This window comes from Aequorivita sinensis (assembly GCF_006346335.1).
GTDB lineage: Bacteria > Bacteroidota > Bacteroidia > Flavobacteriales > Flavobacteriaceae > Aequorivita > Aequorivita sinensis.
This window is the reverse complement of record NZ_VDMC01000001.1, coordinates 572,245-587,856: the sequence shown is the minus strand read 5'-3', so window position 1 is coordinate 587,856 and position 15,612 is coordinate 572,245. Positions and strand designations below refer to the sequence as shown.

General features: G+C 35.3%; 12 protein-coding genes. 7 read left to right on the top strand and 5 right to left on the bottom strand.

Annotated elements, in window-relative coordinates:
- Nucleotides 1–2 precede the first annotated feature (2 nt).
- The 3 genes from FHP04_RS02665 to trhO all read right to left on the bottom strand — a co-directional run bounded on the left by FHP04_RS02665 (nt 3) and on the right by trhO (nt 3,063).
- Nucleotides 3–482, bottom strand: a complete 480-nt coding sequence (locus FHP04_RS02665) for a gliding motility lipoprotein GldH (RefSeq protein ID WP_139854284.1) — start codon at nt 480–482, stop codon at nt 3–5.
- Nucleotides 475–1,815 (bottom strand): regulatory iron-sulfur-containing complex subunit RicT, encoded by a 1,341-nt coding sequence (gene ricT, locus FHP04_RS02660; RefSeq protein ID WP_139854283.1) that lies wholly within the window; start codon nt 1,813–1,815, stop codon nt 475–477. Before ricT ends, FHP04_RS02665 begins: the two co-directional genes overlap by 8 nt.
- 216 nt (nt 1,816–2,031) lie before the next feature.
- Nucleotides 2,032–3,063: an oxygen-dependent tRNA uridine(34) hydroxylase TrhO gene (gene trhO, locus FHP04_RS02655; protein ID WP_139854282.1), complete on the bottom strand. Its 1,032-nt coding sequence runs from the start codon at nt 3,061–3,063 to the stop codon at nt 2,032–2,034.
- Nucleotides 3,064–3,505: 442 nt separating this feature from the next.
- Here trhO and recA point away from each other — a divergent pair, with 442 nt between their 5' ends.
- From recA to FHP04_RS02640, 3 genes are all read left to right on the top strand, one after another.
- Nucleotides 3,506–4,513: a recombinase RecA gene (gene recA / locus FHP04_RS02650; protein WP_139854281.1), complete on the top strand. Its 1,008-nt coding sequence runs from the start codon at nt 3,506–3,508 to the stop codon at nt 4,511–4,513.
- 130 nt (nt 4,514–4,643) lie between these two features.
- Nucleotides 4,644–5,183, top strand: coding sequence for an RNA polymerase sigma factor (locus FHP04_RS02645; RefSeq protein ID WP_139854280.1), 540 nt, complete (start codon nt 4,644–4,646; stop codon nt 5,181–5,183).
- Nucleotides 5,184–5,294: 111 nt separating this feature from the next.
- Entirely contained in the window at nt 5,295–6,857 is a 1,563-nt protein-coding gene (locus FHP04_RS02640) for a porin family protein (protein WP_139854279.1), read from the top strand.
- 96 nt (nt 6,858–6,953) lie between these two features.
- Here FHP04_RS02640 and FHP04_RS02635 read toward each other — a convergent pair whose 3' ends face one another.
- The gene (locus FHP04_RS02635) at nt 6,954–7,463 is read right to left on the bottom strand and encodes a lysophospholipid acyltransferase family protein (RefSeq protein WP_394344263.1); all 510 of its coding nucleotides are present in this window, start codon (nt 7,461–7,463) and stop codon (nt 6,954–6,956) included.
- A gap of 304 nt (nt 7,464–7,767) precedes the next feature.
- Between FHP04_RS02635 and trpS the strand changes: the two genes are divergently transcribed.
- Nucleotides 7,768–8,736, top strand: a complete 969-nt coding sequence (gene trpS / locus FHP04_RS02630; RefSeq protein ID WP_139854277.1) for a tryptophan--tRNA ligase — start codon at nt 7,768–7,770, stop codon at nt 8,734–8,736.
- Here the strand turns inward: trpS and dprA are convergent.
- The gene (gene dprA / locus FHP04_RS02625) at nt 8,733–9,836 is read right to left on the bottom strand and encodes a DNA-processing protein DprA (RefSeq protein WP_139854276.1); all 1,104 of its coding nucleotides are present in this window, start codon (nt 9,834–9,836) and stop codon (nt 8,733–8,735) included. The two genes, trpS and dprA, sit on opposite strands and share 4 nt — an antisense overlap.
- Nucleotides 9,837–10,032: 196 nt before the next feature.
- On the opposite strand from dprA, the gene FHP04_RS02620 reads away from it, so the two are divergent.
- From FHP04_RS02620 to FHP04_RS02610, 3 genes are all read left to right on the top strand, one after another.
- A complete protein-coding gene (locus FHP04_RS02620; protein WP_139854275.1) occupies nt 10,033–10,971 on the top strand; it encodes an HU domain-containing protein in 939 nt (312 codons plus the stop codon).
- A gap of 90 nt (nt 10,972–11,061) precedes the next feature.
- Nucleotides 11,062–11,571 (top strand): acyl-CoA thioesterase, encoded by a 510-nt coding sequence (locus FHP04_RS02615; RefSeq protein WP_139854274.1) that lies wholly within the window; start codon nt 11,062–11,064, stop codon nt 11,569–11,571.
- A gap of 280 nt (nt 11,572–11,851) precedes the next feature.
- A complete protein-coding gene (locus FHP04_RS02610) occupies nt 11,852–15,331 on the top strand; it encodes a S8 family serine peptidase (RefSeq protein WP_246051381.1) in 3,480 nt (1,159 codons plus the stop codon).
- Nucleotides 15,332–15,612: the final 281 nt, after the last annotated feature.

Genomic DNA, 15,612 nt, shown 5'->3' with positions numbered 1-15,612 from the left:
TACTATTTGGAAGCTTCTATACTAAACCCAACATCTGATATACCTTCAAGTTTGCTAACGCCTTCAATAGAACCGTTATTGCGCATTGCATGCCCTATGTTAACCTTGTAAGACCCTTCTTCAACAAACTGTACGTTTTCTTTATACCACAATTTATTTTCTTTTAAGTTTCCTATACCGTGTCCCATCCACGAACCATCGGGGTTAGCCATACGGTATTCTAAAGTGTCGGTAATTGTTTTACCGTGTGGAAACTCCATCGAAACTATTAAAAATAGGTTGTTGTACTTATATTCGTTAGTGTTTCTAATGTTTAAAAATAAATTATATTTTTTTAACGAATCTAATTCAGGCAATGTAAACGCTACAGTTTCAGCAGCACCCCAATGCCCGTCCATTGCCTTTGTATCACTAAATACTGTATTAGAATCGCAAGAAACGAAACATACAGCAGCCACAAAAATCATTACTAATTTATTCATTTTTTGACGACTTTCTATTTCTATTTTGATTCGTTGGCTTATTAGATCCTTTATTACTTGACTTATTTGTAGGTTTATTTGCTGGCTTACTACTTGGCTTATTACTAGGCTTTTTTCTAGGTTTAGTATTAGCCTTTTTTGAAGCATTTTTATTTTCTCCAGCTGCAGGTTTATTGGCTGAATCCGCATTTGCACGAGGCTTAGATTTAGTCTTTTTTCTGCGCTTTTTAGGCTTCTGTTTTGGTTTGTCAAAACGCGTTAAACTATCTTGACCTACAACATTACTATACGGTTCTTTTTCGGCTACTGGAGCTTCAATAATGAATTCCTCTAATGCAAAAGGTTTTTTACCAGCCTTATTTAGCTCGATAATTTCGTTAGCCTTTTCAGCAGTAAGCTCGTGCCAATTCATGAAATCCTTTTCGTAGGCATACCAAAGCAAGCCTTTAAAAATATCAATTTTTTGGCAAGTAGCAGTTCCTTTTTCAGTTTGCAACTTAGTATCAGTACTTGGAAAAGACTCTAATGCTTCTAAATAAGTGTCTAATTCGTAATTCAAACAACATTTAAGCTTTCCACATTGTCCTGCAAGTTTTTGAGGGTTTAGAGAAAGTTGCTGATAACGTGCTGCCGAAGTATTTACCGAACGGAAATCTGTAAGCCATGTAGAACAGCAAAGTTCACGACCACAACTACCAATACCCCCTAAGCGCGCAGCCTCTTGGCGAAAACCAATTTGCTTCATTTCAATACGGGTATTGAAAGTTCGTGCAAATTCTTTAATTAATTCACGGAAATCTACTCTTTCTTCAGCGGTATAATAGAATATAACTTTTGATGCATCTCCTTGAAATTCTACATCGCTAATCTTCATTTGAAGTCCTAAACGAATAGCTATTTCTCGGGAACGTTTCTGAACATCTGCCTCCTTGTTACGGACCTCTTGCCAGATATCTATATCTTTTTGAGTTGCCTTGCGATAAATTTTTGGAAGCGCCTCGATTTTAGTAGGTACTCGTTTCTTTTTCATTTGAACTCTAACAAGCTCGCCTGTTAAAGTTACCATTCCTATATCGTGACCTGGCGAAGCTTCTGTAGCTACAGTATCGCCAATGCTTAGTGTGAGGTTATCTGGATTTTGGTAGAAATCTTTTCTACCGTTTTTAAAGCGAACTTCTACCGCATTGAAGGGTTCCATATTAGCGGGAAGTTGCATATTTGAAAGCCAATCAAACACCGTTAGTTTGTTACAGCCATCGGTTCCGCAAGTACCATTGTTCTTGCATCCCTTTGGCTGTCCGTTGGCGCCTGTGGCACAGCTGGTACAGCCCATATATTTTATATATAAAGCCCTGTTCTAAATGAAGAGGGACGAAAAATTAAACAAAATTACTAATCGGTAAAGATACCAATAAATAATTATGAATGCTGAATTCAGAATTATGAATTTTACTAATGAAATCGAGATTCAAAAATGAAGAGAAACACCTCAAAGTTATATTAGAAGCTGCAACCACCCGTTATCCTTAATCCAGCACTCAACACGTATTTACTTTTTAAACTTCAGCTTTTCAGAACGTCCCTTTTTAAATATTTTATTGCTATTCGGGATGCCTTGACGTCTTCTTTTTTGCTCTTCTTCTGGTAGATGAATAATCTCAATACAGTCGTCTGAACAGCAGTTTTCCATAGCTACAGCACACTTTTCACACTGAATAAACAGTAAGTGACAAGCCTGATTCGCACAGTTAGTATGCGTATCGCAAGGTTCTCCACATTGGTGACAGTGACTTATAATATCATCGGTAATTCGTTCGCCACGACGGTGATCGAAAACAAAATTTTTGCCTAAGAATTTATTTTCAAGTCCTAAGTTTTCTACTTGTCTAGCGTATTCAATAATACCACCTTCTAATTGAAAAACATTTTTAAAACCTTTGTGCTTGTAATATGCACTGGCTTTTTCACAACGAATACCTCCTGTGCAATACATCACAAGTTTTTTATCCTCCTTATGATCTCTTAAATCTTCTTCAATAATATCTAAAGAATCGCGGAAAGTATCTACATCCGGAGTAATCGCATTCTTGAAATGCCCTATTTCACTTTCGTAATGGTTTCGCATATCGACCAAAACTACATCTGGATCTTCAATAAGCTCATTAAAAGCAATAGCGTCTACGTGAACTCCTTTGTTGGTAACATCAAAAGTTTCATCATTTAATCCATCCGCCACAATTTTATCACGAACTTTTACTTTCAGTTTTAAAAACGATTTTAAATCTTGTTCAATAGCAATATTTAACCGAACATCTTTTAAAAAGTTTATTCCGTCTAAAAACTCTTTAAACTCCTTAAAACGTTTTGCCGGAACCGAAAGTTGCGCATTTATACCTTCGTGAGCTACATAAATTCGACCTAGAACATCTTGTTCATGCCAAGTAACAAAAAGGTGATTTCTGAAAAGATGAGGATTGCCTATTTTGGCGTATTGGTAAAATGAAAGGGTAAGCCGTTCTTCACCGGCTTCTTCTAATAGTGCTTCCCTTTCTTTAGCACTTAATTTATTGTACAGTTGCATGCTATACTAATTTTTAGGTGAAAAGAATTGATTTTTAAAGCTGCAAAGGTAATAGTTTTTGTAAAAAACGGAAGAAAGTCAAGAATTAATACTATCAACAACTACTTTAAAGATCTAATAGGAAGTGATTTTTATTTTAAAATTGAAAATAGACTTGCAACTATAAAAAATTTTAAAAATTAATTCCGAATAGAATAAAGGAAATCAACAACCTCCTCTATTACACTTTTAAAAAGATTATCAAATATAAAGCGATGGTCATAAAAACCTAATTTACAATTGTTTAAATATTTAAATCGATGCAAGCTTAGTTTTTACAAGCCAAACTTCTAGCTTTCAAATTTGTTAACAAAAACACCTACCTATTCCATATTATTTTTGCCCTTCGCCTGAAGAAATAGTATCTTAGCTAATTAAAATTCTATCATTAAACACATTGAAAATGAGCACTGAAAAAGACGCAAAACTTAAAGCTTTAAAGCTTACACTTGATAAACTTGACAAAACTTACGGTAAAGGTACCGTAATGAAAATGGGCGATAGTGCCGTAGAAGATGTAGACGTAATCCCAACAGGTTCCCTTGGTTTGGATGTGGCTTTAGGCGTTGGCGGCTATCCACGTGGAAGAGTTATTGAAATTTACGGGCCAGAATCTTCTGGTAAAACTACTTTAACGCTTCACGCAATGGCAGAAGCTCAGAAAAAAGGAGGTATTGCAGCATTTATCGATGCAGAGCACGCTTTTGATCGTGTATATGCCGAAAAACTTGGGGTAGATATTGAAAACCTTATTATTTCTCAACCTGATAATGGGGAACAAGCATTAGAAATTGCCGATAATCTAATTAGAAGTGGGGCTATCGATATCGTGGTTATTGACTCGGTTGCAGCTTTGACGCCAAAAAGTGAAATTGAAGGCGAAATGGGAGACAGTAAAATGGGGCTTCACGCACGTTTAATGAGCCAAGCACTACGAAAACTTACAGGTTCTATCAGTAAGACAAAATGTACGGTAATCTTCATTAACCAATTGCGTGAAAAGATTGGTGTAATGTTTGGAAACCCTGAAACCACAACAGGTGGTAACGCCTTAAAGTTCTATGCTTCTGTTCGATTAGACATTCGTCGCTCTACACAAATTAAGGATACCGACAGTAATGCTACCGGTAATAAAACCAGAGTTAAAGTTGTAAAAAACAAAGTAGCTCCACCATTCAAACAAGCTGAATTTGATATTATGTATGGTGAAGGAATCTCTAAAGTCGGGGAGATTATCGACCTTGGGGTTGACTTCGAAATCGTTAAAAAAGCAGGTTCTTGGTTTAGCTACGACGATACAAAACTAGGACAAGGCCGTGACGCAGTTAAAAGACTTTTATTAGACAACCCAGAGCTAATGGAAGAATTGGAAGTAAAAATTAAAGACGCCATTGCAGCATTAAATCAATAAATTTTTCAAAGAACCACGCAACCCTTTTGATACTGTGGCATCTACACAACGTAGGAACCTTGAATATTTACGGTTGCCCTCTAAAAATATAGAGGTATTTACAACTTAATGTTAATTCACGGTACCGCAATTGACTTTAGAAGAGCTCATACAACAATGCAAAAAGCAGAATGCAAAGGCACAAGGCGAATTGTACGAAAAGTACAACAGAATCCTATTTGCTATCTGTCTTCGCTATTCGCCTAATTACACAGAGGCAGAAGACAATTTGCAAGATGCATTTATAACCATTTTTAAAAAGGTTGAGCAATATAAAGGCAAAGGTTCTTTTGAAGGATGGATGAAACGGGTAACCGTGAATACTGTACTTCAAAAATACCGGAAACAGCGTAATTTTGAAATTGTAGACGAAGGCCAGATTGAAGATGAGGCAGAAGTAGAAATTGATAGCGAAGAAATTCCATTGGATTTTTTGCTGAAAATTGTACAAGAATTGCCAGACAGATATAGATTGGTCTTTAGTATGTATGTTTTGGATGGCTATCAGCATAAAGAGATTGCCGAAATGTTAGGTATTAGCGACGGAACGTCTAAATCTAACCTAGCACGCGCTAGAATGATATTGAAAAATAAGATTGAAGAGTATAATGCTAAAAACTATAACACTTAATGCATTATTGAATTGTTTAGAGTAATAAATCCCCTGCTTTTATTGGGTAGGGGTTTATTAAAAAAACTGACAGTTAAGTTTTAAACTAAAAGCCGAAAGTCAGCGAAGCTAATGAAAGAAAAGAAAAACATAGACAACATTTTTAAAGAAGGTTTCAATAATCTTGAAGCCACTCCTTCGCCGCTCGTTTGGGAAAACATTAAAGCGGAGCTCAACAAGGAGAAAAAAGAACGCAAAGTTATTCCGTTATGGATAAAACTTGGCGGTGTTGCTGCGTTACTTGCTCTACTTTTAACTGTTGGCAATTCTCTTTACAATTCTCCTGATATAATGGATGGTGAGCAAATCACCAATGAAAACTTTGAGCAAAACAATAAAAATCTTCAGAAAACTAGATCAACTTCAGAAATCCAAAACGCTAAAGTAGCTACTGAAGATATTACAACTCAAAATTCAAATTCTTCAGAAAAAATTGATGCGAAGGATAAAAATGAAACCAGAGCTTCAAATAAAACAGTTAAGGGAACTTCAGAAAAAGCTACCAATATAGTAGTTGCTTCAAGCAATTCTGAAAAGGAAAAAGCAATTCAAAAGCAAACTAATTCAGAAAGTCATATTTCTAAGAATATTTCAACAAAAGAGTTGAATGAAGGAATTGCCACTTCACAAAATCCATCAGAAAAAACCACATTAGACAAAACTGAAAAGAAAGCTTCTGATAAATTCATTAATTCCGAAAAGGAAATCATTATTAAAAATAATGAAGGAGTCGCTGAGATTGACAAATCAAAAGATGTAAACTCGAAAGTAATTCCAACGGATACAGAAAACGGTTTAGTGAAGGCAGAAGCAGAGATTAAACAAGATTCGGTAGTTAAAAAATCAATATTCGATGCCATTGCTGAAAATATTGAAGAAGATGAATCAGAAAAGAAAAAGAAACAAAAACCAGAACATCGCTGGAAGATAGCTCCAAATGTAGCTCCAGTTTATTACAGCAGTTTAGGTAACGGATCGTCTATAGACCCAACATTTACAGACAATCCACAAAAAGGAGATGTAAACATGAGCTATGGCGTACAAGTTAGTTACGCTGTTAGCAACCGCTTAAGTGTTCGAACCGGACTGAACAATGTAGATTTAAGCTATAGCACTTCCGATATTTTGGTAGGTACCGGCCCTGTATCATCTGCACTAAGGACTGTAGACTATGGTGGAAAGCAAATTGTTACGACTGTAGTTTCAAAATCAACTTTTCATAGCTCTGCTCCTTCAGGAGGTTTTGAAAACATCAATCTAAAATCTACTCAAGGAAACGCTAGGGTGATACAAAACATAAATTATTATGAAATTCCTGTTGAACTTAAATACTCACTATTAGACACTCGATTAGGACTAAACCTGATAGGTGGATTAAGCACTTTAGTTTTAGGGAATAATGAAATTTCTGTAAAAGCAGATAACTTTAGCACTGTATTAGGAGAAGCTAATAATCTTTCAGATGTAAGCTTTTCAACTAATATTGGATTAGGACTAGATTACAAATTATCTAAGAAATTTACTTTTAATATTGAGCCTATGTTTAAATACCAGCTCAATCCATATACCGATTCTTCTGTAAACTTTAAACCATATTATTTAGGAGTGTACAGCGGAATAAGCTTCAAGTTTTAAGTTAGTTTTAAGTTGATTGCGTTTGATTAAAAATCAAACATTGAAAAAACCGTTCTTAGCCATAGGATGGTTTTTTTGAGTTATAAAAAATTGAGGTTAAACTGTAGGCTTCAACAACTCATTCAAAATCACTTCTCGAGTTGCGTTTTTCAATTCCTTACGATCGGTCATTTCTAAGTTTTCGGTTTCGAATAGATTGTGAACTCTTACGCGCATTTTCCCAGGACCTCCTTTAAAAAAAGAGTATGGAAAACGTTTCTTATTATCATGAAACGTCATAGGCGCTACTGGGATTTTATGTTCAATAGACAATCTAAAAGCCCCATCTTTAAATTCATCTAAAATAATAGACAAGTCGTCTGGCACTCCACCTTCAGGGAAAATACATACACTTAACCCTTCATTTAGTCTTTTTTCTGCTCTGCGAAAAGCTTCCACCCTACTTTTAGTATTACCGCGATCAACCAAAATACAGGTGCGTTTATAGATATATCCGAATAGAGGTATTTTTGCCAACTCCTTTTTACCAACAAATACAAACGGATTTTTAGCAGTATAAAACATTAGCATTATATCCGTCATTGAGGTATGGTTTGCAACAAACATATAGCTTCTGCCTTTTTGATATTTTACATCTCTTTTAATAACCGGATAACACCCTATTCCATATATAATTATTATTGACCAAACTCGTGCCACCTTGAAAAAGAATGGATACCAGGAGCTTTTTAAAATACTTATTAGAAGAAAAGGAAAAAGTAAAATTGTAGCAAATGCTATTATTATATAAAACCAAATACGATAGAATGTCGCAAATATCTGTTCAAATAATTTCATCAGGGTCAAAAGTACATATTTGAAGTATGCAAATTATTGAAAAAAGGTACCTTTGCTAAAATTTTTTATAACAATGTCTAGAATACTTACAGGAATCCAAAGCACAGGTACACCTCACTTAGGAAATTTATTGGGCGCTTTAATTCCCGCCATAGAAATGGCGAATGATCCAAAAAACGAATCGTTCTTGTTTATTGCAGATATGCATTCGTTAACCCAAATTAAAAACGCTAAAACGCTTCGCGCAAACACCTACAGTACAGCGGCAACTTGGCTTGCTTTAGGTCTTGATGTAAATCGTGTAATATTTTATAGACAAAGCGATGTTCCACAAACAACAGAGCTCACTTGGTACTTAAACTGCTTTTTTCCTTTTCAACGTCTTACTTTAGCACATTCTTTCAAAGACAAAGCAGACCGTCTTGAAGATGTAAACGCTGGACTTTTCACTTACCCGATGCTAATGGCGGCAGATATTTTATTATACGATGCCGAAATAGTACCTGTTGGGAAAGATCAAATGCAACACATTGAAATAACTCGCGATGTAGCCTCTCGTTTCCATACTCAAATGGGCGAAACATTCGTAATGCCTAAAGGACAAGTGCGAGAAGAAACTATGTATGTTCCAGGTACCGATGGTTCAAAAATGAGTAAATCGAAAAATAATTATATCAATATCTTTTTGGCTGACAAAAAGCTGCGAAAGCAAGTAATGGCTATAGAAACCGATAGCACTCCATTGGAAGAACCTAAAAACCCAGATACTTGTAATGTTTACAATATTTATAAGTTATTAGCCACTCCTGAAGAAATTGCGCAAATGCGTAAAAACTACGAAGGCGGAAACTACGGGTATGGTCACGCAAAACAAGCGCTATTTGAATTAATTATTGAGAAGTTCTCTGAAGAACGTAAACGCTACAACTACTTTATGGAAAATCTTGATGAAGTTGATGCAGCACTTGCAGCGGGTGCAGAAAAAGCACGTAAAGTTGCCGATGGAGTTTTAAAAAGAGTAAGAGAGAAAGTTGGCTACTAGACCAACTGAAATAATTTTCCAGGCAAAGGGCGCACTACGCCCTTTATCTCCATATTCATAAGAATGCTAGCTGTTTTATATGCGGGAATATTACATTCCAAGGCGATTACATCTAGCATTTCTTTTTCTTTATCTTTTAGATATCGAAAAATAACCTTTTCCTCCTCATCTAGTTCAACAAAAAGCTGAGTTTGTTTAGGTTTCTTATTTTCTTGAATTTCCCAGCCTAATAGGTAAATTATATCTGCAGCGCTTGTTATTAAATGAGCTTTTTGTTGCTTTATTAAATTATTACAACCCTTACTCTGCTTGTCTGTAGCTCTTCCTGGAATTGCAAAAACTTCTCGATTATATGATTGTGCTATATCTGCAGTAACCAAACTCCCCCCTTTTTCGGCAGATTCTATTACAACCGTCGCTTCTGAAAGACCAGCAATTATCCTATTTCTTTTTAAGAAGTTGTTCCTATCAAAAGCATCACTACTCCAAAACTCAGTTATAAAGCCTCCATTTTCTTCAATTTTCGAAGCATAGCGTTTGTGATCTTTAGGATACATTTGATTCAAACCATGAGCAAGACACGCTATGTTTTGCAAATTATTATCTATTGCAGCCTTATGAGCGCAAATATCAACTCCATAAGCCAAACCAGAAACAATTACAGGGTTTAGTGGAGCGAGGTCTTCAATTAACTGTTGACAAATAGAATTGCCGTAACTAGTGATTTTTCGAGTACCTACTATACTTATTATTCGTTTTCCAACTAAATCGATATTACCCTTGTGAAAAAATAAAATTGGGCCGTCTATGCAGTGTTTGAGTTTCTCGGGATAAGTTTTGTCTTGAAAATAACTATACTCAATATTATTGGCCTCAATAAACTGAAGTTCTTCATCAGCTTCTTCTAATTGTTTATTCAGGTTTATTTCCCTTAATTTCGACAATCCGATGCCATCAATTTTGGCGAGATTAGATTTCTTTTCTTTAAAAATTGCTTCGGCAGAACCTGTTTTTCGCAATAACTTTTTTGCGGAAATATCGCCCAAATTTGGAATTCGCTGTAAAGCAAGAGTATAACGAAGTTCATTTTTTGAAAGCATAATGGTAATTTTTAAAACCTCACAGACTCTTAAAATTACAATATTTTTTCACTTTAAGCTTATCTACCTAACTATCTGCAAGTTATTATGAATGAATTCTAACAAAAAAAGTATCTAATAATCATTTTGTAAAAGATGTTGATAATTTTTTAACTGATAACTTGAACCTCATCATAAAATAACTAACTTTGTTTCAATGCAACTAATTACCTACATAAACGATTTATTATACCGCTATGAATGCGTTATTATCCCAGGTTTTGGCGCTTTTTTAACCCGCCAAAAATCTGCTTATATCGATAGTAATACTAACACATTTCATCCGCCTTCTAAAATTGTTTCGTTTAACAGACAATTACAGGCTAATGATGGTTTACTTGCTAATTATGTGGCTTCGGTTGACAAGTGCAGTTATGAAACAGCACTTCAAAAAATAAGAAACTTTACTGCGGAAGTTTCTAGAGATTTATTGGAAGGAAAAGAAGTTTCTTTTAAAAACATAGGTGAGTTTTCGTTGAATGAAGAAAAATCAATTCAGTTTGAGCCTGTTCAACATCAAAACTTTAGCACCTCGTCGTTTGGACTTTCTACATTTGTTTCAGAAGAAATAAATCGTGAGATCTATAAAGAGGAGTCTAAATCTCAAAAAGAAAAAGAGCCTATAGTTTTAAATACCGAGAGAAAACCTTCAAAACCATATCTTAAATATGCCGCAATTGCAGTAATTGCTCTTTCCGCAGTTGGTTTAGGTAGTATGAAGATTTATGAATCTCAAGTTCAGGAGTTTAATTATGCTGAACGCCAAAAAGCAAATTCACTTATTGAAAATCAAATTCAGGAAGCAACTTTTGTAATTTCAAATCCACTTCCTGTTTTAAGTCTAAATCTTCCAAAGCATACCGGAAACTATCATATTGTAGCTGGTGCTTACAGACTTGAAGAAAATGCAGATAAAAAAATGGACGAATTACGCGAAAAAGGGTATTCTCCATTTAAAATGCAAGCCTCTAAATACGGACTTCATCAAGTTTTATATGCAAGTTTTGAAAGTCGTTTGGATGCTTCAAAAAAGCTTTATCAAATTCAAGCCAACGAGAATGCAGATGCTTGGATGTTAGTGCAAGAGATTAAATAACTTTACAATATTGTTGTAAAACTTACCCATATTTCTCTTTTTCCTATTCTTTTACTTTTAACTTAGATATCTTTGCCAAAAAACTATCTAATGCAACCAAAAACAGCCAAAGAATCACTTACTATTTATACAGATATGGTTTTGCCTAGTGAAACCAATCCAATTGGAAATATGTTTGGCGGAGAGCTTTTAGCTCGAATGGACAGAGCCGCTAGTATTGCCGCACGTAGACACAGTAGAAGAATTGTAGTAACTGCATCAGTAAATCACGTAGCCTTCAACAAAATGATTCCTTTAGGAAGTGTAGTTACCGTTGAAGCTAAAGTTTCTAGAGCTTTCAAAAGTTCGATGGAAGTTTATATGGATGTCTTTATTGAAGATCGTGAAAGTGGTGAAAAAAGTCTTTCAAATGAAGCGATTTATACTTTTGTGGCTGTCGATGAAATGGGGCATCCTGTAAGAGTCCCTGAACTAATTCCAGAAACTGAGTTGGAAAAAGAGCGTTTTGCCGCTGCTTTACGCCGCAAACAACTAAGTTTAGTCTTAGCTGGAAAAATGAAGCCAAAAGATGCTATAGAGCTTAAATCTATTTTTCAATAAACTTACACTTAGAAGGTTAAGTTTCGTTGTTTTTTAAAGCACTTTAATTGTTAAAGTAGAATATTTCTGCGAAATCTTGATTGCTTTTAAAGGTTAATAAATATATTTGGAATCTTTTAGTAGAAATCCTTATGAATTTATTATTAACTTAATTGCAATTATGAAAAAAACTACGCTTCCCCGGTTAAAACTTTTTTTGTTTTTTGCCTTAATATTTGTCTTTTCGACTTCCTTTGGGCAAAACAATTACAACATCAATTTTCAGGGCGAAAATTATGAGATGCCTGAAAATATCTCAAGCTTTAAATGGAGCCAACTTCCTGTATCAGCTAAAATGGCTGAAGGCTATGTAGGTTGGGTTCAATTTTATGAAACTCCAAAGCAATCTGTTCAAGATGCTTTTAAACAAAACAATTTAGAATTAATTGAATACATTCCTCACAACACATACTTATTCTATTTCCCGAAAAATACTTCTGTAGATTTTTTAAGAAATAACGGAGTTCGTTCTATTGTAGCTGTTAATGGAAATGCAAAACTTTCTAAGGAATTACAAAACCCTCCTTATGAGTATTGGGCTATGGATGGGGATAACATTTTAGTGACTTTAGAGTTTCACAAAAATATTTCAGCAGATCAAGTTATTCAAGAGTTAGCTCAAAGACAAATTGCAGTAAAGCAACAATACAAAGGCGCTAACAATATAGAACTTTCTATTCCAAACAACTGCTTAGAGGACCTTGCAAATCTTTCATTTGTAAAATGGATTGAGTTAATTCCAGCTCCTTCTGTTCCAGATGATACTCGTGGTAGAAGTCTTCACCGTTCAAGTAATTTAGATACTCAAACTACTGCAGGTAGAAACTACACAGGTGAGGGAATTGGCGTATTATGCCGTGATGATGGTATCGTAGGACCTCATATCGATTTTCAAGGAAGAATAGACAACTCACAAGCTAGTGGTACAGGCCAGAACCACGGTGATGGTGTTTCAGGAATTATGTCTGGAGCAGGAAACTTAAATCCTTCGTACAGAGGTATGGCTGCTGGTTCAACACTTCACGTAGTAAACTACATACCAAGCTTTTTAGATGGACCAACAGTTTCACTTATCAATAGCGGTGATGTAGTTATTACAAACTCTTCATATAGTAATGGTTGTAATGATGGTTATACTACGATTACACGAACTGTTGATACTCAAACAAAAGATTTTCCTAACCTTCTTCACGTATTCTCTGCAGGAAACTCCAATGGAAACAACTGTGGATATGGAGCTGGTAACCAATGGGGAAATATTACTGGGGGTCACAAACAAGGTAAAAACGTAATCGCTACTGCAAACGTTTATTTTGACGGTTCATTGGTGTCATCAAGTAGTAGAGGACCTGCACATGATGGTAGAATTAAGCCAGACATTGCTGCAAATGGTCAGAATCAAATGTCAACAGATGAAAACAACCTTTACCGAAGCTTTGGTGGAACTTCTGGAGCTGCTCCAGGTATTGCTGGTGTTTCGGCTCAATTATACGAAGCCTATGCAGGGTTAAATGGCGGAGATCTTCCTCAATCTGCACTTATTAAAGCGGCTTTATTAAACACAGCTAACGATGCTGGAAACGTTGGACCTGATTACAAATTTGGTTTCGGTATAGTAAACGGACTACGCGCTGCAAAGCTTATCGAAGACGAACGTTACCTTTCTAGCACTATCTCACAAGGTGATGCAAACAACCACTCAATAAATGTTCCTGCAGGTACTAAGCAAGTACGTTTTATGGTTTATTGGAGTGATGCTCCTGCATCTCCAGGTGCTAACCCAGCGTTGGTAAACGACTTAGATTTAGTGGTAAAAGATCCAAATAACACAGATCACCTACCTTATATTCTAGATCCAACTCCAAATCCAACAACATTAAACCTACCGGCTACAAATGGTGTAGATCGTCTTAATAATGTTGAGCAGGTTGTAATTAACAACCCAACATCAGGAAACTACAACATAAACGTAACAGGTTTTAATGTACCTGTTGGTCCACAAGAGTACTTTGTGGTATATGAAGTTATTACTGAAAACATCACTGTAACTTACCCTAATGGAGGTGAAAGTGTAGTTCCAGGTGAAGCTGAATCTATTCACTGGGATGCTGTAGCTGTAAACACTACTTCAAGTTTTGAACTTGAGTACTCAATTGATAATGGAAGCAGCTGGAATAACATCGCAACTGTGCCTAGCTCGACTACTAACTACGAATGGAATGTGCCAAACTCAGTGTCTGGTAAAGCATTAATTCGTGTAAGTAATGGTTCGTCGCAAGATGTAAGCGATGATACTTTTGACATTGCTCCTTTAGTAACAGGATATTTAGTAAGTCAAGTTTGCCCATCTACAGCAACCTTTACTTGGAATGCAGTTAGCGGTGCAGAATCTTATGATTTTTATATCCTAGGTGAAAAATATATGGAAGTTGTTGGTACTACCAACACTAACTCTATCACTGTTCCTATTACAGACCCAGAAGCAACGCTATGGTATGCAGTTTTAGCGAAAAATGCTACAGAAGATTGGGAAGGACGTAGAAGTATTGCTAGAAAGCACGACGGTGGACTTCTTAACTGTACGTTAGCTAATGATGTTGCTGTTGAAGTAAATAATACCCCAAGTGATTTCAATCAGATTTGTAATCCAGGACCTGTTACTGTTTCGGCTAAGTTGACAAATACTGGTATAGATTCACAAACTAATTTTGATGTTAGTTATCAATTAGACAATGGAAGCGTTATTACTGAAACATTTACAGAAACACTTTCTTCAGGTCAAACTATGATTTTTGATTTTGCAGAGCAAATTGAAATAACTACTAGTGGAACATACACTTTAACTGTCTCGATAGATTTACCAGATGATGAAAACCCAAATAATGATGAGGATGCACTTACATTCTATTCAGAAATTGAAGCAGCTCAGTTAGATTACGAAGAGCCGTTTGATGTAAATGGAATGCCACCTGAGGGGTGGACTATCTTTAATCCAGACAATAGTATTACTTGGACGCCTAGAAGTGTTACTGGAAGTACAGGTGCATCTACTTTAACTGCTTATGTTGACAATAACAGTTATAACGGCAACGGACAAGAAGATATATTACAAACTCTGTTTATCGATTTAACAACAGCGAATGATGCTCACTTAAGTTTTGACATTGCCAAAGCGCAATACTCATCAAGTTTCTCTGACGCATTTAGAGTAGATATATCTACAGATTGTGGAGCTACTTTTGATCAAATCTATTACAAACAAGGTTTAGATCTTTCTACAATACCAGGATATTTTACTGGATCTTGGGTTCCTAGTTCAGCGAATCAATGGCGTACAGAAACAATTGATCTTTCAGCTTATTTAGGTGAAAATGTTCAATTTAGATTTGTAAATATTACTGGTTACGGAAATAGCACTTATATAGATAATATAAATGTTAATGGTTCATTAGGTGTTAACAAAGAAATTTTCAGCAATGTATCAATGTATCCTAACCCAGCTTCAAGTGAAGTAATTATCAATTTGAATACTACGGTTCAAAACGATGTTTCTATTGAACTATACAACAGCTTAGGGCAAAAACTACAGACTATTTCTGAAAATGAAATGAGTGGGAAAACAAGAGGAACACTTAATGTTTCTGGTTATGCTACTGGTATTTACTTTGTGAAAATAAAGTCTGGAAAAACTAGCGCTACTAAAAAGCTGATAGTACAGTAATAATTTTAAAAAGTAAAATTCTAAAAACCAAAAAGAGGCTGTCTAACAAGACAGTCTCTTTTTTTTATGAATCAACTTTACTAAAGCTTAGTGTTAATCCTTAAAAATCATGAGGTTAAGGCTGTTAATGAATATGTTATATTGATACAACCATTTTCAACCATTAAGTAGCTAGAGAGAGTGCAAATGCCTAAAAACTCCAACATGCTTGATGGCCTATATAACACACCTGTTGGTTATACAACGATTCCAAAAAACTATTAATTATAATAAAAGCTCTG

Excerpts from the sequence above, each read along its gene's own strand:
- recA (WP_139854281.1), top strand. The coding sequence starts at position 3,506 with ATGAGCACTGAAAAAGACGCAAAACTTAAAGCTTTAAAGCTTACACTT.
- ricT (WP_139854283.1), bottom strand. The coding sequence starts at position 1,815 with ATGGGCTGTACCAGCTGTGCCACAGGCGCCAACGGACAGCCAAAGGGA.
- FHP04_RS02665 (WP_139854284.1), bottom strand. The coding sequence starts at position 482 with ATGAATAAATTAGTAATGATTTTTGTGGCTGCTGTATGTTTCGTTTCT.
- FHP04_RS02635 (WP_394344263.1), bottom strand. The coding sequence starts at position 7,463 with ATGTTTGTTGCAAACCATACCTCAATGACGGATATAATGCTAATGTTT.
- FHP04_RS02610 (WP_246051381.1), top strand. The coding sequence starts at position 11,852 with ATGCCTGAAAATATCTCAAGCTTTAAATGGAGCCAACTTCCTGTATCA.
- FHP04_RS02640 (WP_139854279.1), top strand. The coding sequence starts at position 5,295 with ATGAAAGAAAAGAAAAACATAGACAACATTTTTAAAGAAGGTTTCAAT.
- FHP04_RS02620 (WP_139854275.1), top strand. The coding sequence starts at position 10,033 with ATGCAACTAATTACCTACATAAACGATTTATTATACCGCTATGAATGC.
- dprA (WP_139854276.1), bottom strand. The coding sequence starts at position 9,836 with ATGCTTTCAAAAAATGAACTTCGTTATACTCTTGCTTTACAGCGAATT.
- trhO (WP_139854282.1), bottom strand. The coding sequence starts at position 3,063 with ATGCAACTGTACAATAAATTAAGTGCTAAAGAAAGGGAAGCACTATTA.
- trpS (WP_139854277.1), top strand. The coding sequence starts at position 7,768 with ATGTCTAGAATACTTACAGGAATCCAAAGCACAGGTACACCTCACTTA.
- FHP04_RS02615 (WP_139854274.1), top strand. The coding sequence starts at position 11,062 with ATGCAACCAAAAACAGCCAAAGAATCACTTACTATTTATACAGATATG.